Origin of the sequence: Streptococcus downei MFe28, assembly GCF_900459175.1 — a bacterium.
GTDB classification, from domain to species: Bacteria; Bacillota; Bacilli; order Lactobacillales; family Streptococcaceae; genus Streptococcus; species Streptococcus downei.
The window spans coordinates 1,409,965-1,425,515 of sequence record NZ_UHFA01000002.1 but is presented as its reverse complement, the minus strand read 5'-3'; the positions used below and the strand labels follow the sequence as shown (position 1 = coordinate 1,425,515).

Below are 15,551 nucleotides of genomic sequence, written 5' to 3'. Positions count from 1 at the left end.
ATAAAAAGACGACCTTTCTATCGCCTGCTTCCTTTCAACCTACCTTAGAACAGGTCGGAATTGCTACTGTCTTCAACTGGTGTGATGACAGGCTTGCCATCCTTATCCAGCAAGGGAGTCATGCTACCACCATAGCCCGCTCCATGCCAGAGATAATTAACACCAGTCTCTTTGTCTAGCCAAATTTCCATTCCCGTATGACTTTCTGAAAACCTCTTTTCAAAACGTAAATCCTTTTTTGTTCGCATTATAACTAACCTCCAATTTTATTGACTTTACTTTACTCTTATTATAGCAGAGCGACTTTATCCTAGAAAGTTAAAACTGAACCAATTGGAACTTTGAGCTCCACTTTCTTATAGATATTTACTAGCCTCACGAATACTGAGTTTAGCCATTTGCTCCTCATGCTGCCAGATAAAATCTCTTACCCAGTCGGGATTGGTCTTGGAATAATCTCTTAAGGACCAGCCAATGGCCTTATTGATGAAAAATTCGTCGCTACCTAGGCAGTTGACAATAATTTCAGCCAAGAGGTCTGTATCCGTCTGCTCTTTTAGCCCCAATTGGTGCTCAATAGCCGTCCGCCTAATCCAGATATTGTCCCTCTTGGACCAGCCCAACATCAAATTCTTCACACGATTATCTCTGAGACCCAACTGCCCTACTACCTTGGTCAGGAAGTCAATGGTATCCCACCAAGATTTGGTCAAAACGTAATGCTCAACCTTAGCTAGATCTTCATAGACTAGGTAGGACTGCATTCTCAGCAAATAGTCATAGGCCAGATATTGAAATTCACGGTGGGGATCCGCATAACAGGCATCCAGAAATTCCCAGTCAATCGTTTTGGTTTTCTTCTCCGCCTTCAAAAATTCGGCATAAATTTTTCGTCTCTGGGGCGTGGGAATTCCGTAAAATTCAAAGAGATTTTTCTGGTAGGCTGCCATAGCAACCGCCCTCTCCTCATCAGCCTGAGCTTCAAAGAGGGACTTTATATTTAAATATTTTGACATAACTGATAACCCCAAACTCCCTTTTTTCTTAGCTTCTGCTATCACATAGGTTTCCACCACTATTAACTTTACCTATACTTATTTCGGAATTCTTTTTTGACATCACAATATATTTTTCCAAACAGTTTTACCTCCTTATCAAATTCAAAATCATCAAGAAATGTCATTCGCTCTGCCGAGGCTCTTATAAGTCCTTAACCATGACATAATCCTCATTGTTCTCAGATAAGGGGTTGAATCCTAATCTTCTATACAATTTTAGAGCAGGGTTGGCTTTTTGAACGGAGAGAGAAACTTTTTTAACCCCTTTTGCTTTTAAGACTTCAAGCATCTTAGTCATTAAGGACGTCCCTAGACCTTGGCCTCTGTAGCCTTCCAAAAGAGCTATAGCTAATGACGGAGTTTGATCATCTACATGACCATAATCATTGATTATCCTAACCCAAACTGCACCCACTAGCTGGCCGTCGACCTCTGCAACAAGGCAATCATCACCCACTTGACCTCCAAAACCTTTGACATATAACTGAAGCTCTGGCTGTTCAATAATTTCCCTATCTGGCTTAGCCTGGCCGTTCGGAATAAAAATAGCTTCATAGAGAAAATCATTTAGGCGATAGATTTCCTTATCTCTTATTTTTCTTATCTTTACATTCATAGCTAGACCTCATCTTTAACATCCCCCCGCTACTTCCCTATATAGTGGGCGATAGTCATCCCTATCAGCATGCCGATAACTGTTGTCAAACCTACATTAAATCGAAAGACGGAGCCTAAGGCTAGACCAAGGCTCATCCCGATTAACATTCCGGCAGATAAACGGTTTTGATTAGCCCGACCGCTGGCTTCTTCCTGCACGGACCATTTTTTGGCAAGGTAGATAGTCAGAATTGCCAATACAGCTGTCAAAATAAAGGGTAAAAATATTTTTATCATGGCCATTTGCCTGACCTCCTCGGGAATTATTTACTAATTCCATTATAACAGAAGCCAGCAGGCAGCCTGTTTGCAAACTGCAATTTTATCAATAGACATATTTTTTCTTGACGCTAGTTTATTAGAATTGTATAATCTAGTTATTAAGACTAGATTATAGAAAGTAGTTAAACTGATGACAAAGACTTATCCAAAATGGGCTGACTTGCCACAATTAGATTTGTATCTAGACCAGGTTCTTCTCTATGTCAACCAGGTCAACCAACCTCTGGCAACGCCAGGCGATAAGGGCCTGACCGCTTCCATGATTAACAATTATGTTAAGCACGGTCTCCTTGAAAAGCCAGTCAAGAAGAAATACAGTCGCAAGCAGCTGGCTCGCTTGATTGCCATTACGACTTTCAAGCCAGTCTTTTCCATTCAGGAAATTAGTCAGATTTTAGAACGGCTAACGGCTAATAATCAATCTCAGGCCTGCTATGATGCCTTTGTCGCCTGTATGAACGAAGAGCAGGGACAGGAAATTCCCGAATTGATTACCTCGGCCTGCCAGACTCTCAAGCTCTACCACTACACCCACAAACTTGCTCAAAATCTTCAAGGAGGACACCATGAACACCGCAACTCTAAAACTCAGTAAACAACTAACCTTTGGTGAAGAGGTGGCTAATGCAGTCACCCATGCCGTTGGCTCCGTCGCCATGTTGGTTCTTCTACCTATTACAGCTTCCTACAGCTACCAAATCTTTGGTCTCAAGGCGGCTGTCAGCATGTCGGTCTTCGTCATCAGCCTTTTTCTCATGTTCATGTCCTCTACTGTTTACCACTCTATGCAGTATGCTTCCCCGCAGAAATATGTCCTGCGGATTATCGACCACAGCATGATTTATATTGCCATCGCTGGCTCTTACACGCCTGTGGCTCTGTCCTTGGTCGGTGGTTGGTTAGGCTATCTAATTATTGTCCTCCAATGGGGGACGACTATCTTTGGCATTCTCTATAAAATTTTCGCCAAGAAAATTAACGAGAAATTCAGCCTTTTCCTTTATCTGCTCATGGGCTGGCTGGTTATTTTCATTATTCCAGCCATCGTCACCAAGACTGGACCAGTTTTCTGGAGCCTCATGCTGGCTGGAGGGCTCTCCTATACCATCGGTGCCTTCTTCTATTCCCGCAAGCGACCTTATGACCATATGATTTGGCACCTCTTCATCCTACTGGCTTCAGCCCTGCAATATATTGCCATTGTTTATTGCATGCTTTAAACCAGAGCCAGAGTGACTAGTCGCCTCAATCCAGTTCTAAATAATTCCTAACACAAAAGAGCTAGCGGTAATCGTTAGCTCTTTTCTATATATATAATTCAAGCTTCCTCGTAGGCCGACCAGTCAAAATTGATAAAGGTTGGAAAGAGGTCACCGTAGGTCCCTTGGAAGCCAAGGTCCTTTCCCTTGTAGATCACACTCTTGATGGGATAGTATTCTGGTAGAGTTGAGCAACCCATCAGAACCCGAATAAAATCGTTGGGATTTTCAAAAGTCTGCCGACGCTCAATATCGTAAGCGTCTGTATAGGTCATTTCAATCATGACATCATCTCCTTTACCCCTAGTCTATGCCTTTTTAGTCCCTAGGTCAAAGATTTGGACTGATTCTCCTGCTAGTATTGCCAATCAAGATTTTTCATCTCTTAGATGGCCTATCTGAGCTCTTGTAAGATTTTCGGAGAGCTGTCAGTCAGTAGTCCAATTTGCCTGGGCCAATTTGCCGTAGAGGAGATAATCAACCTTCTTGAGGTCGTCGATGGTGCGAGAGTTAAGAGCGCACATCAGCAAGCACAAATCATCCTTCCAGCCTTCTACAATGGCAATGACTTTCTCGACGGGGTAGCGCTCTACCAGATCCAACATGGTCCGAGAAAGCCCAACAGCCTTGGCACCTAAAACCAGGGCCTTAATCATATCCAGGGGATTTCTGACACCACCGCTGGCTAGGATTTCAGCTTCTTCTTTGAGCTCCCCTAGATTTAGAAGGGTTTGGACGGTCGATTGGCCCCAAGTATTAAGATAGGAACGGTCTCGCTCGCTTCGCTGATTTTCAATATAGGCAAAGCTGGTCCCGCCACGCCCGGAAATATCAAAGGTCTTGATACCAAGCTCAAGTCCTGTTTGAACAGTTTTCTTGTCCATACCAAAGCCAACTTCCTTAAGAATGACAGGGACAGAAATCTTTTGAGCGTAATCGGCCAGGTTGCTAGGCCAATTCTTAAACTCTCGTTCTCCCTCTGGCATGAGCAATTCCTGCATGAGATTAACGTGAACCTGCAAAAGCAAAGGTTGCAGGTCCTCCACGACTCTTTGTCCCAAGTCAACTGGTTTGTCAAGCCCGATATTGGTCCCCAGTAATACATTGGGAGCCACCAAGCGAACGTCATAAGAGTCATCCTCAGGATTTTTGAGGGCTGGACTATAGGAGCCAGTAATGAACAGCAGACCACAGCTCTCCGCTACCTGAGCCAGTTTTTGATTGACAGCCTTGGCCTTGGCGGAACCACCGGTCATGGCATTGATATAAAAAGGAAAGTCCCAGTCTCGACCGGCAAAATGCGTTTTCAGCTCAATATCTGCCAAGTCATACTTGGGTAGCGAAGACTGAATCAACTCCACTTCGTCAAAACTATTGTAGGGGGATTGGTAGGCTAGGGCGTGCTTGATATGCTGGTCTTTTCGAGAGCTCATAAACTTCCTTGGCGAAATAGTAGTTCAATACCAGCCTTTCGCCACCTTTCTATAATTTCTTGACTGTGGACAGGGTTAAATGATAGGGCAATACCACAATCACCACCACCAGAACCTGAGGACTTGGCAACGGCATCCAGTCCCTCAACGGCAGCCTGTAAATCCAAAAGTTCCTTGGTATAAATAGCTGGATGCAAGTCCTTGAGCAGCCTGCTGACCTCTAGCAGGGAAGACTTGATTAGTTCTTTATCGCCAGTCTTCAGTCCTCTGGCTATTGCCTCAACTGCTACTTGTGTTAGCTCTAAAAAATCTGGACCAATAGCTGACTTGACTGGCACAATCATTTCTTTAGAAATAGCAGGTTGGCCTGTCCAACCGACTAGAAAGTCAAAATCCAGGGCTGGCTCAATTGGCTCAATCTGATAGCCCCAATCCCTTGCCAAAACCTGGGACAGTCCTTCTTCTGCTATCCAAGTTCTGACCTGCTCTCTGTCAAAGGCCCTGTAGAGAACTAAGTCTTCATAGGCAATACAGGCCAGATCTCCCATGGAGCCATTGTCCCCACGCTTAAGTAGAGTATAGCTAGCCAACTTAAAAATGAAATCAGCTGTCCAGTCCTGCTGGTAAAAACTAGCCAAGGCCTTGACCACTAGGACAGTAACGCTACCGCTGGAGCCGATACCGAACTTCTTACCACCTTTTTCTAGCTTGCCGGTGATAGACAGACGAAAGGGACGGAGCTTGAGTCCCTGACCCTTAATAAAGTCATGAACAACTGCAATAGTTTCCTGAATCAGACTGTAGTTATCCTCTGCTTCCAAACCGACCTCGTAGTCAAACATATCCGAATAGAGCTGATAGCTTAAAGCAGGTTCAATCTGTCCTGACAGATAAATAGGAATATTTTTTATCAGGGCCTGCTGCCCCGGCGTAAGAATGGCGTATTCACCAGCTAGATAGAGCTTGCCGCCAGTTTTAACAAGATGCTTAGTCATGGGCTGGATCCTTGGTTTTAGAGACAATGGTGCGATAATGCTGCCCCAAAATTTGAGCCAGCTTCTCCAAATCCTTGGTCTGACAGAGAACCTTGACATTAGGGCCAGCATCCATGGTGAAATAACAGTCATACCCTTGTTCATGCAGGCTTCTAACAAAATCCATAGCCTGATAGGATTCTTCTGTCAAATAAGAAAAAGGCGGATGGGCTGATCGTGTTGTCGCATGCATTCTCAGGGCGTTTTCTTCAGCCAATTGGCCAACCTTAGCAAAATCATTAGCAGCCAGATAGCCCAGCATAGCCTTATAATCAAAGACCGACTGCTCTACCCAATCCTGAAAATCACTCGAAGTCTCTGCACAACGTTTCATTCCTTCTCGGCTGGAAATAGTCTTGGGCTGATCATTGAGCACCAGCATAATCATGGCCAAATCCAAATCAGTCTTGACCTGATAAATCTCACCTGAGTCCTTGTCCCAAGCGGACAGCGGACCAAAAAAAGACCTAGCCGAGGAGCCAGAGGCAAACTTGGCATACTGGGTCAGTTCTTTTTGATTAAGACCAAAGTCAAAGAGCTGATTGCAGGCCTTAACTAGGGCCGACAGACCGCTAGAACTAGAGGAGAGACCAGCTGCTGTTGGCATATTGTTGCTGGTTTCAATCTTGACAAAAGGTTGACCTTCCTTGCGGAAAAAATCAATAATCGTCGTCATCTTAACATGTTCCTGCGGGCTTTGCAGGACACCGTCGATATAAAATTCATCGCCTCGAGCTTCCTCAGGTAAAAAGGACAGGTCGGTCTTGGTGTACATATTTTCCAGGGTCAGAGAGATACTACTGGTCGCTGGAATCATCTTCTTGGCATCAGCCTTGCCCCAATACTTGACAATGGCAATGTTAGCATAGGATTTGACACTTACAGATTTTCTATCCACGTGTTAACGGCTCCTTCTTTTTCGAGCTCTGTAGCCAGAGCCACGGCTTCTTCTTGATGACGACAGAGGGCAATGATGCAACCGCCTAGACCACCACCGGACATCTTAGCTCCCAAGGCCCCTTGAGCCTGGGCAACACCTACTAAACGATTGGCTTCTGGACTGGAGACACCCAGCTGATTTAATTCATGATGGGCTTGGCTCATGGCCTGACCCACGATGAGGAGATCTTTGGCTAAAATTCCGATTTCGATGGTATTAGCTAGCTTACCCAAGCGGTGTAGATAGGGCAAAGCCTTCTCTTCTAGGTTACGGACCTTGGCCACTGCTTCTCGCGTATGGCCATGAATACCTGTATCGGCAATGACCAGACAAGCCTCTAGGTCCATGGCCATCTCTGAAAAACCGAGATTGCGAATGAACTTAATGGCGGTGTCACTGAGGCAGGTCTTGGCATCAAGACCGCTGGGATTCTCATGGGCAATGATTTCCGCCTGATTGGCCAGTATCTCCAAGTCTGGTAAGGTCAAAGATTGATCAAAATAGTCAAAGACCGCCCGAATGGCTGCAATAGCCACAGCTGCTGAGGATCCCATACCTCTTTTGGCAGGAACATTGGACTCAATTTGAACGGAAATTTTTTCATCTGCCTTATCCAAAAATTCCAAGGCAGCAAAAACCGCTGTCGATAGGGGATCAGCGATGTCAATTTCCAAGGCTTGGTCTGAGGACTGGACATGACAGACCACCTCAATATTTTTTAGGGGCAGGGCAATGGCTGAGTAGCCGTAGACTACCGAATGTTCCCCGATGAGAATAATCTTGCTATGGGCCCTTCCGATTCCGATTTTCTGCGTCATCATCACTTTCTTTCTTATATTCCTCTAATATTTTAGCTTAAAATAGCAAAAAAAGCGACCTCAAGCCCTAAAAAACTTCGGTCGCAAGGAGGATTTTCTCTTATTGCTTGGACTTGCTTCTTTAACTTTCTGCCCTTGACTCTCATTGAAAGCAAAAGCTAGGGTCAGTATAATGGTGGTCAGAAAGGAATGTATGAATCTATGAATAATCATCAAAAAGCAAGAAGCCTGTGCTTGACTAATGGAATCTTAAGCATAGCTGGTGGGGTGCTCATTTTTCTTGCCACCTTCATCTTTGTCCTAGCCTATGCTATTGATGCCAGCTATGACGGCCGAGTAGCCTCCGTCTTGACCTATGTTTTCTATACCTGCTTGAAACTGGCCATCCTTATCCTCGGTATTGTCAGTCTGGTCTATTATAAGGAGGACCCCCGTCTCAATGTTGCTCCCCATGTTCTTTTTATCGTCGGTGGAGCAATCTCCCTCATTCCTTTTTTGGGTTGGATTGGCGGTATCCTAGCCATCGTGGGTGGCTCCCTCTACCTTGTTAACCTGAAAAATTTTGACCGACCACCATTCGGACAATTTTAGTTTAACTTCATTGGCTTTAAAAAGCTTGCCCTGTTTGAAAGGTCAAGCTTTTTTGAATGCTTACATTATGGAGAAATTTCTCTAAAGACTTTTACAGGAGGAAAACTTACCAAAGACTAGTTATTTTTCGCCATAATACTCCAGCAACTTAAGGGCTGATTCGACAAAATAATTGACAGCGACTGGTAGGGCTTCGTCCTTGACGACAAAGTCATCGTGGTGCCAATCGGGAGCGCCCTCATCCCCGTTTGAGCCGACAAAGGCAAAGACACCTGGGATTTGTCCTTGAAAGGCCGCAAAGTCTTCACCACCCGTTGATGGCAGGGTGTCAACCACCTCGGCAAAGGACTTGGAATTCTCAAAGATGATTGGGGTGATGGTCTTGTCATTGAAGGTGACGCTAGGCGAATTGCCCCACTTAATGGTGACATCTGCTCCAAATTGCTCAGCCGTTGTTCTAACAACTCGCTCGAACTTTTCAATAACATCTAGGCGAACTTGAGGGTCAAAGGTTCGAATGGTCCCTTCAAAGAATCCCTTGGCCGGCAGGACATTCCAGGTTGTTCCGACATCAATATGGGTCACAGAGAGGACAGCTGATTCAAAGGGTGAGACGGTCCGAGCGACGATGGCTTGAAGGTTGTTGACAATGGTAGTAACAGCCAGGACTGTATCCACGCCCAAGTCAGGTCTAGCAGCATGGGAGGAAACGCCTTGAACGGTCACTTCAAACTGTTCAACCCCTGCCATGATGGCACCAGATTTAAGCCCGAGTTGACCTGGTTTGAGGTGAGGATAATTATGGTAGCCCACAATGGCTGACACTCCTTCCAGACCTCCGGCTTCAATGACCTGATAACCGCCTTGGAAATCTTCTTCGGCAGGTTGAAAGATTAGGCGAACAGTTCCTTGCAATTCATCTTCCCGATTTTTCAAAAGTTCAGCCGCCCCCAGCAGGCTGGTTTGATGGAAGTCATGACCACAGGCGTGCATGGCTCCATTGGTGCTAGCATAGTCCAGACCAGTCTTTTCTCGAATAGGTAGGGCATCGATGTCTGCTCGCAGGGCAATAATAGGATTGCCTGAACCAATTTCCGCAATTAGTCCTGTTTTCAAGGGGTAGTTGAGGGTCTCAATTCCCAAGTCTGCCAAGTAGGATTTGAGAAAAGCTGTGGTTTCAAATTCCTGCTCGGAAACTTCCGGATGGGCGTGAATATAGTGACGTGTCTTGGCTAATTTTTCATAAAAACCTGATGACATAAGCATTCCTCCTAGCTAGTCTTGTCCAAATGCTGGACTTTAAACTTATTAATATCTTATCATCAGCCCGACAGCTTGCCTAATCTAAATATTTTATGCTCGGCCATAAGAATTTCTTATAGGGCAGCAAATCCAGATTCTGGTCGCACAAGGCCGCGAATGGATACTGAGCAAAAAGCACTAGAAAATTTCCACAAATCTTATCCACTGAAGCATCAAACTGGGTAAAAAAAGAAGCGCACTGGCACTTCTTTTTTAGGCTCTTTTATCAGACATAAACCAGACGGTCATTTTTACTGTCTGGTTGGAATTAGTCATGGCTATAGAAACTTCAATAGCAGTCACTCTAATGAAAAACTATAGAGTGAATTTATCCGTGGGAAAATTTTGATTTTCGAAGAGTATTAACTTCTGGTCACTCGGTCCTCTAAGACTAGGGTCATAAGGACATAGCCGACCCAGGAAGTTCTAGAATAGGAAATATAGCGCTGGTCCCAAAGTGGGGTGAATTTTTCCTTATAGCGATAAAGACCTTCAAAGGAGTAAAAATGACTGCCAAAATGATAGACCAGATAGGCCAAACGCTCTTGAATAAAGCTTTCCTCGACCTGACCAACTCCTGATAGGGGAGCCATGCCCAAGTCGAAATAACCGATACCTTGGTCTCGGAAATAGACAAAGAGGGAAATAAAGAGGTAGTCCATGACCCCGTTTGGAATGGCCTCCTTGTCATAGCGCATCATATCAATGGAAGCGATATTTTCCTGATAATTAGGCATGACATTGGCAAAGGCAACCAGTTTGCCCTCCTGATTGCGAACGACTGCCAGAGCAGCTTCCTGCAAGTAGGCCTGGTCAAAATAACCTAGTGAGAAGCCCTTTTCAGATCGACCGTCCAGCCAGATGTCAGAAACGGCCTTGACTTCCGCCAAAAGCTCAGGACTATGGGGGCTGGCCAAGACTTCAAAGCTAAAGCCATCCTTCTCCACCCGATTGAGGGCATTGCGGAAAGGCTTGTATTTATTGCCCCTGAGGGTGAATTTTTCCAAATCCACTAGGGCGTTTTCCCCCACCTTCATAAATTCAAAGCCGAATTCATGCAGGTAGAGGGTCATCTTTTGACCGATACTATAGAAAATCAAGTCGTAATCCAGCCGATCGGCCTTATCAATGAAATAAGCAATCGCTTCTTCCACATCTGCTTGGTTACCAGCAGGTTGGCCCATCACCAGACATTTGTTGTTGCGGATAGCGAATTGAAAGGCAACCCGGTCTTCGCCTTCCTTTTGATACCAGAAGAGGCGTTTGTCACCTAGAAAAGCAAGTGCGCTATCCCCTTGACCACCATAGGTTTCCAGGAGCTTACGGTAGCGGTCAGCCTGGAAGGGCGTGCCCAACTTAACCTTGCGTCCTTGAACAATCCGCATCAAAATCCAGTAAGAGACCGTGATAATCACCGTAATGATTAAAACGATTTTCCGCGTTAGGAGGTAGCTTTCTGGACTGATGGGTTTATGCCGCTCCACGAGTTCATGGAGCTCATGGGCCCGAACAGGGAAAATCACTCCAGCCAAGGTGAAAATCACAAGCAGGGTCAGAGCAATAATCAGGCTATCCTTGGTTCTAGCCTCCCAGGAATAAATAAACTGCTTCTTATAGAGCTGAGGTCGAACCAAATTGAGGGCAATTATAGCTAAGAAAATGGCGATGGAAAAGCCCCAACTAATAGCTCCAAAATCGACATAAATCAGAGTCAGGACCAACCAAATCATGGTCAGAAGATAGGCCAGCTTGACCTTCTTTTCGATGGTCCTGGCTAGAAGAATGAAACAAATCCCCAACAAGAGACCTGGAAATTGCCAAATAATCTGCTTCTGCAAGGGGTTAAAAGGCCTTAGCCAGGTGATATAATCCAGATTTTCAAAGAAGACGGTGGAAAGGGCTAGGAAAATCCCCAACCAGCGAATCAGACGGATAGTGACTGTATGAATGCCCCTTTCCAGCATCTGCTTGGGAACGGCATTGTATTTCTCATTAATCTTTCCACCCAGATGTCTGATAAAGAAAATAATCCCGACAAAGAAAGGGAGAACATAATAGGCCAGGCGGTAAAGCAAGAGCCAGGCTAGAACCGTTTCCTTAGGCAAACCGTGGGCAGACAGACCTGTCAGGACGACAAAGTCAAAACTCCCTAGAGCCCCAGGAATCAAGGAAATAATCCCCACCGCACAACCAATGGCAAAGAAGGGCAGAACGACGGAAATCGGCATATCAATGCCCATCAGACGGCCAATAATGATAAAGGCTGCCGCTGCACAAGACCACTCGAAGAAGGACACAATCCCTAGACGGTTCCTGGTCTTGACAGGCATATTGGCAAAGTAATTCTTGGTCTTGCGTCCCGTCAACCAATAGAGAATAGGAAAATAGAGACTAGCTCCAATCAGAACAATATCATAATAGGGAAGACCAGAGCGGTTGACTCCATAGGCGTAGGTCAGACCCAGAGAAGCCAGACTGACAAAGGACAAGCCCGAAATCAGATAAGGGAGGAAGGTCGTGACCTGCTGGAGGTCGCGCTCCTCTTCTCCTTTTTGCCCGTAGAAGGCCAAACGCAGACCAATATCAATCAGACCGCCAAAACCCGATAAATTATTAAAGGTATTGATACACCAGGAGGTCTGCAAAATATACCACTTGGACTTATTGGTACCCAAAATTTTATTGAGGACAAAATCATAGCCCGTCGTTGGTAGGACGGCCAGGGCTCCAATGATAAAAATCAGGAGAATATTGATAGGAGACACCCCACCCAATGCCGCCTTGAGTTGCGACACAGAAATGGTCCGCCTCAGATTGAGGATTTCCATGATGATTAAGAGGATGATGGAAACAAAGAAGACGGTTTTAAGAATGGAGGTAAGGGGCTTGATTTTTTCAAGAAGGGCTTTCAAAAGGAACTCCTAACAATATATGCTTGATAAACTGATGCGTAATTTGGTTAAAGGTTTGTGAATCTTTTTTGACAATATTATGGCCAAATCCCTTGAGGGAGTAGAAAATCCCCTTGGGAAAATAGGAAGCCAAGCTCCTAGAATAAGAAAGCTTAATCAGGTCATGCTTGCCAACCAGGACCAGAACAGGGACCCTGACAGCTGCCAAATCAGCCTGCTTAATGGTCAAATCCTGCAACATCAGATAGATAACGCGGCTCTTAGCCTTGAAACTAGGAATAAGCAGGGACAAGACCGCTAAAAACCCGTAGGCCAACCAAATTAAGAGCCTGTCAGCCAGATGCAGAGCCTTGGTTGTGATATTGCCCGAATTAAGGAGCATACCAACAACAGCCTGAGGGTACTTCTTTTGGAAAATCATGGCTAGGTTAGCCCCATCGCTGTGGCCAACCAAGATAGCCTTTTGAATTTTCAAGACGGTAAAGACCTGATGGAGGTCATCGGCCATCTGGTCAAAGGAGATAGTCTGAGCCTTGGCCTGAGTACGACCATGCCCCCGACTGTCCAAGACGATAACCTGATAATTCTTGACAAAGAAGCTAATCTGCTGTTTAAAATAGCGACTACTGGAACTATTGCCATGCAGGAAAACCAACGGTTGTCCTTGGCCAAAAATCTCTACATAGACAAAGGTACCATCCGCCGTTTCAATCCATTTTTCTTGTCCAACCATGCTTTGTCTCCCATCACAAACATCGTCAACTATCTGCCAAAATCAATAAAGGAAAAGCTACCAATTTGGGCCAATCCCTGGCAAATCTTGGCAGAAAAAATTTACTCTATAAGGTCAATTCTATCATAATTTGCTTATATTTTTACTAGAAAACTGGTCAGAAATCGGGGAAGATAGCCTGCTTAGGGGGGTATATTATAGTCAGCATTATTAACCTTCTTGGTATCAAAAAAGAGTAGCTCTTGACTACTCATTCTGAATTTTTTACGACTCGGAATTCTTCACAGACTACGGGCATGTCTTGGCTAAAGTCCAGGCCTACCTGGGCTAACTCCTGCTTGAAAAAGTCTTCGTGAACTCGGCGCCAATAAGTTAAAGATCGGTCTCCTTCTCCTTCCTTATAGGCATGGGCCTCGCTCACCTGATTGAAGGGAACTGTCCTAACCTCGGTCGTTTGTATCAGACAGACGGCCTGCTCTTCGCTATCCATGACAATACTGTATGTACCAGTTTGGGGCAGAGGTGCCTGATCCAATTCATACATGGGATAAGCCGAAGCTGTCGCCGTTTTAATGCCCTCCTTGACCAGCCTAGCCAAGTCATCGATCGTTTGCGCTTCTAGTCCAAATTGAAAGGCTTCATAAAAGGGAAAATCCTCAACCTCATAGCCTTGCGCTTGCTTTTGGTCCAAAAATTCCTGCCATAATTCTGCTGCTGTCATCTTTAGTCTCCTAGTGTATGGCTAGTCTTATTTAAACCAACCAAAAAATTCATCCTCTGCTGAGATCTTCCCATTGCGCCAGTCGGGGTAGGAAGCCTCTTGCTCAAAATGATTGCCTCTAATGATCAAGCCCTGTCGATTATAAAAATCCTCCATTTGGCTATTTTTTAAGTGGCGAAAATGGATGGGATAGAGGATGGCATTATCCTCGCCAGGGACGGATATGGTTCTGACAAAACGATTGTTGGTCAGACTGATATTGCTATAGTCTTGATTCCCAACCGTGTGGGCCCCTATACTGGGGCCATAATTAACCTCCACTTCCTCTTTTTTACCGCTAATCAAACTTTGGCCAGTAGGCCCCTGATAGGGAATGAATTGGGAGGCATCCACCGAAATATTGCTGGAGGGGCGCCCGTCATAAGTATCCTTAGTCCAGAGAACCGTTGCTTTTAAATCAAGCTTATCACCCAAGGAACCAGGAATGGCACTATCAATCTGAAGGGCTTCAGCATAAATGGTATGCCAATCCTTGGCGTAGCGAGCTTTGAGTGCTTGGTCTGAATAGGTCTCGCCCCCATAGCCGGCAAAGGTCATATCTGTAAAGCTAAGGTTTTCAGAACCAACCAAATCAAAGAGATGATTGCTACTCTGCTGGGCATTGTAAAAATTCAAGCTGGTAAAGTAAAGATTGCTCGTACGAAAGAGCTGGGCATTGAAACGACCACCATTAGGGTGGGGCTCCTTGATTTGGCCACTTTCTAAATCAGTCTTCTCCTTGACACTACCATAGACTGATAAATCCTTGAGCTGACAGGGAGTTCCCTCCTTCTTGAGGTGGTCACCAGAAAATTTCCATTCAAAATAGGCTCGCTGGCCAATTAAGACCTTAGAGCCAGCAAAGTCAATATCTCCCTTGGCCTTGGAACTAAAATACCAGTTGACATTTCCTGTGACTTGATAAGTCCTCTTGGGAAAGCTCAGAGAGCTTTGATTCTCAAAATAAACCTCGTCAAAGGCCCAGTCCTTACCAGTTTGCTTAAGATAGTTCTCCAAGTCTTTCTGATTCCTGATGGTCACCGTCATCCGACTTTGACCATTATGAAGACCATCCCAGATAAAAAAGCCTAGGAAGACTAGGAAAATTAGTGAAGCTAGTATAAAGGCCGTATTTCTTTTATTCATCGCTCTTGCCGAAAACCTTAAATAAATTTTCTAATTGATTGAGATAGTCTGTTTTTGTAGGGACAAGTCTCAAAATAAGAACTAAATCATCTTGAACCACGTAAAAGATTAAGGTCTTTTTAGTTACAAACAAACGAACGACTTGATTTGGAATTAAGGAGTGACCAATTCTTTGGTTAAAATCAATGCCTCCATCAGGTGAAAATGTTAGGATTGCAATCTTCTTTTGCATCGTCTTTACCAAATCATCGGCAACCTTCTTTGAAAAATTCTTCTGATAGAATTGATGCAACTGTTGCAAGTCTTCTCTGGCTGTCTGAGTGAATTGTAGCTTATAAGTCATACTCTCTAAAGACCTCATCAGCATCTAGTAAGCGACCATTAAGAACATCCTGATAGCCCTTGTCAAGCTCATCAGTCAGCTGAGCAAGAAATTTTTCCGCTTTAACCTCTTCTTGTGTCTTAATAGGCAAATCATTCTTTTCAATAATCTGATTAACAAAGAGGTTAAGTGCATCTGAAATAGAAATATCTCTAGCCTGAAGTATCTCCTTAGCCTTCTCCAGTTGTTTACTATTTACCCGAAAATTATAAAGTTTATCTCTTGTTAAAGTTGACATAAGGGC

The 15,551-nt window shown here is 44.7% G+C and carries 19 protein-coding genes; 3 read left to right on the top strand and 16 right to left on the bottom strand.

Annotated features, from left to right (window positions below; genetic code table 11):
* Positions 1–44 precede the first annotated feature (44 nt).
* From DYE66_RS06845 to DYE66_RS06830, 4 genes are all read right to left on the bottom strand, one after another.
* On the bottom strand, positions 45–248 hold the full coding sequence (locus DYE66_RS06845) for a DUF6440 family protein (protein ID WP_002997721.1): 204 nt from the start codon (positions 246–248) through the stop codon (positions 45–47).
* 108 nt (positions 249–356) lie between these two features.
* Entirely contained in the window at positions 357–1,016 is a 660-nt protein-coding gene (locus tag DYE66_RS06840; protein ID WP_019777305.1) for a DNA alkylation repair protein, read from the bottom strand.
* Between the two features lie 184 nt (positions 1,017–1,200).
* Positions 1,201–1,674: a GNAT family N-acetyltransferase gene (locus DYE66_RS06835; protein ID WP_002998501.1), complete on the bottom strand. Its 474-nt coding sequence runs from the start codon at positions 1,672–1,674 to the stop codon at positions 1,201–1,203.
* Between the two features lie 29 nt (positions 1,675–1,703).
* Positions 1,704–1,958 (bottom strand): hypothetical protein, encoded by a 255-nt coding sequence (locus DYE66_RS06830; protein WP_002961607.1) that lies wholly within the window; start codon positions 1,956–1,958, stop codon positions 1,704–1,706.
* A 169-nt stretch (positions 1,959–2,127) separates the two neighbouring features.
* Between DYE66_RS06830 and DYE66_RS06825 the strand changes: the two genes are divergently transcribed.
* Together DYE66_RS06825 and trhA are read left to right on the top strand one after the other, a co-directional pair.
* Positions 2,128–2,592, top strand: coding sequence for a DUF1836 domain-containing protein (locus DYE66_RS06825; protein WP_002998308.1), 465 nt, complete (start codon positions 2,128–2,130; stop codon positions 2,590–2,592).
* On the top strand, positions 2,564–3,217 hold the full coding sequence (gene trhA, locus DYE66_RS06820) for a PAQR family membrane homeostasis protein TrhA (RefSeq protein ID WP_002998384.1): 654 nt from the start codon (positions 2,564–2,566) through the stop codon (positions 3,215–3,217). The genes DYE66_RS06825 and trhA overlap by 29 nt, the downstream gene beginning before the upstream one ends.
* A 98-nt stretch (positions 3,218–3,315) precedes the next feature.
* Here trhA and DYE66_RS06815 read toward each other — a convergent pair whose 3' ends face one another.
* The 5 genes from DYE66_RS06815 to mvk all read right to left on the bottom strand — a co-directional run bounded on the left by DYE66_RS06815 (position 3,316) and on the right by mvk (position 7,484).
* The gene (locus DYE66_RS06815) at positions 3,316–3,540 is read right to left on the bottom strand and encodes a DUF4649 family protein (protein ID WP_002997760.1); all 225 of its coding nucleotides are present in this window, start codon (positions 3,538–3,540) and stop codon (positions 3,316–3,318) included.
* Between the two features lie 144 nt (positions 3,541–3,684).
* Complete coding sequence (fni, locus tag DYE66_RS06810) at positions 3,685–4,689, bottom strand: type 2 isopentenyl-diphosphate Delta-isomerase (protein WP_002997945.1); 1,005 nt, start codon at positions 4,687–4,689, stop codon at positions 3,685–3,687.
* Entirely contained in the window at positions 4,686–5,684 is a 999-nt protein-coding gene (locus DYE66_RS06805; protein WP_002998171.1) for a phosphomevalonate kinase, read from the bottom strand. Before DYE66_RS06805 ends, fni begins: the two co-directional genes overlap by 4 nt.
* The gene (gene mvaD / locus DYE66_RS06800) at positions 5,677–6,621 is read right to left on the bottom strand and encodes a diphosphomevalonate decarboxylase (protein WP_002998406.1); all 945 of its coding nucleotides are present in this window, start codon (positions 6,619–6,621) and stop codon (positions 5,677–5,679) included. The genes DYE66_RS06805 and mvaD overlap by 8 nt, the downstream gene beginning before the upstream one ends.
* Entirely contained in the window at positions 6,603–7,484 is an 882-nt protein-coding gene (gene mvk / locus DYE66_RS06795; RefSeq protein WP_044123766.1) for a mevalonate kinase, read from the bottom strand. Before mvk ends, mvaD begins: the two co-directional genes overlap by 19 nt.
* A 186-nt stretch (positions 7,485–7,670) precedes the next feature.
* Here mvk and DYE66_RS06790 point away from each other — a divergent pair, with 186 nt between their 5' ends.
* On the top strand, positions 7,671–8,072 hold the full coding sequence (locus DYE66_RS06790) for a hypothetical protein (protein ID WP_044123765.1): 402 nt from the start codon (positions 7,671–7,673) through the stop codon (positions 8,070–8,072).
* A 120-nt stretch (positions 8,073–8,192) separates the two neighbouring features.
* Here the strand turns inward: DYE66_RS06790 and DYE66_RS06785 are convergent, their stop codons facing one another.
* From DYE66_RS06785 to relB, 7 genes are all read right to left on the bottom strand, one after another.
* Entirely contained in the window at positions 8,193–9,332 is a 1,140-nt protein-coding gene (locus tag DYE66_RS06785) for an amidohydrolase (protein ID WP_002998347.1), read from the bottom strand.
* Positions 9,333–9,736: 404 nt separating this feature from the next.
* Positions 9,737–12,286: a bifunctional lysylphosphatidylglycerol flippase/synthetase MprF gene (gene mprF / locus DYE66_RS06780; RefSeq protein WP_115325050.1), complete on the bottom strand. Its 2,550-nt coding sequence runs from the start codon at positions 12,284–12,286 to the stop codon at positions 9,737–9,739.
* Positions 12,270–13,019 carry an alpha/beta fold hydrolase gene (locus DYE66_RS06775; protein ID WP_002998449.1) on the bottom strand — a complete coding sequence of 250 codons (750 nt, stop codon included), beginning with the start codon at positions 13,017–13,019 and terminating at the stop codon, positions 12,270–12,272. The genes mprF and DYE66_RS06775 overlap by 17 nt, the downstream gene beginning before the upstream one ends.
* 250 nt (positions 13,020–13,269) lie before the next feature.
* Positions 13,270–13,740 (bottom strand): ASCH domain-containing protein, encoded by a 471-nt coding sequence (locus tag DYE66_RS06770; protein ID WP_002998280.1) that lies wholly within the window; start codon positions 13,738–13,740, stop codon positions 13,270–13,272.
* Positions 13,741–13,767: 27 nt separating this feature from the next.
* Positions 13,768–14,925: a hypothetical protein gene (locus DYE66_RS11015; RefSeq protein ID WP_002998047.1), complete on the bottom strand. Its 1,158-nt coding sequence runs from the start codon at positions 14,923–14,925 to the stop codon at positions 13,768–13,770.
* The gene (locus DYE66_RS06755) at positions 14,918–15,268 is read right to left on the bottom strand and encodes a type II toxin-antitoxin system RelE/ParE family toxin (RefSeq protein WP_002997929.1); all 351 of its coding nucleotides are present in this window, start codon (positions 15,266–15,268) and stop codon (positions 14,918–14,920) included. Before DYE66_RS06755 ends, DYE66_RS11015 begins: the two co-directional genes overlap by 8 nt.
* Entirely contained in the window at positions 15,258–15,545 is a 288-nt protein-coding gene (gene relB / locus DYE66_RS06750; RefSeq protein WP_002997838.1) for a type II toxin-antitoxin system RelB/ParD family antitoxin, read from the bottom strand. The genes DYE66_RS06755 and relB overlap by 11 nt, the downstream gene beginning before the upstream one ends.
* Between the last annotated feature and the right edge of the window lie 6 nt (positions 15,546–15,551).

Coding starts and splice junctions, on each gene's coding strand:
- DYE66_RS06785 (WP_002998347.1), bottom strand. CDS start 9,332: ATGTCATCAGGTTTTTATGAAAAATTAGCCAAGACACGTCACTATATT.
- DYE66_RS06825 (WP_002998308.1), top strand. CDS start 2,128: ATGACAAAGACTTATCCAAAATGGGCTGACTTGCCACAATTAGATTTG.
- DYE66_RS06840 (WP_019777305.1), bottom strand. CDS start 1,016: ATGTCAAAATATTTAAATATAAAGTCCCTCTTTGAAGCTCAGGCTGAT.
- trhA (WP_002998384.1), top strand. CDS start 2,564: ATGAACACCGCAACTCTAAAACTCAGTAAACAACTAACCTTTGGTGAA.
- DYE66_RS06805 (WP_002998171.1), bottom strand. CDS start 5,684: ATGACTAAGCATCTTGTTAAAACTGGCGGCAAGCTCTATCTAGCTGGT.
- mvk (WP_044123766.1), bottom strand. CDS start 7,484: ATGATGACGCAGAAAATCGGAATCGGAAGGGCCCATAGCAAGATTATT.
- DYE66_RS06815 (WP_002997760.1), bottom strand. CDS start 3,540: ATGATTGAAATGACCTATACAGACGCTTACGATATTGAGCGTCGGCAG.
- DYE66_RS06755 (WP_002997929.1), bottom strand. CDS start 15,268: ATGACTTATAAGCTACAATTCACTCAGACAGCCAGAGAAGACTTGCAA.
- DYE66_RS06835 (WP_002998501.1), bottom strand. CDS start 1,674: ATGAATGTAAAGATAAGAAAAATAAGAGATAAGGAAATCTATCGCCTA.
- relB (WP_002997838.1), bottom strand. CDS start 15,545: ATGTCAACTTTAACAAGAGATAAACTTTATAATTTTCGGGTAAATAGT.
- fni (WP_002997945.1), bottom strand. CDS start 4,689: ATGAGCTCTCGAAAAGACCAGCATATCAAGCACGCCCTAGCCTACCAA.
- DYE66_RS06790 (WP_044123765.1), top strand. CDS start 7,671: ATGTATGAATCTATGAATAATCATCAAAAAGCAAGAAGCCTGTGCTTG.
- DYE66_RS06770 (WP_002998280.1), bottom strand. CDS start 13,740: ATGACAGCAGCAGAATTATGGCAGGAATTTTTGGACCAAAAGCAAGCG.
- DYE66_RS06830 (WP_002961607.1), bottom strand. CDS start 1,958: ATGGCCATGATAAAAATATTTTTACCCTTTATTTTGACAGCTGTATTG.
- DYE66_RS11015 (WP_002998047.1), bottom strand. CDS start 14,925: ATGAATAAAAGAAATACGGCCTTTATACTAGCTTCACTAATTTTCCTA.
- DYE66_RS06845 (WP_002997721.1), bottom strand. CDS start 248: ATGCGAACAAAAAAGGATTTACGTTTTGAAAAGAGGTTTTCAGAAAGT.
- DYE66_RS06775 (WP_002998449.1), bottom strand. CDS start 13,019: ATGGTTGGACAAGAAAAATGGATTGAAACGGCGGATGGTACCTTTGTC.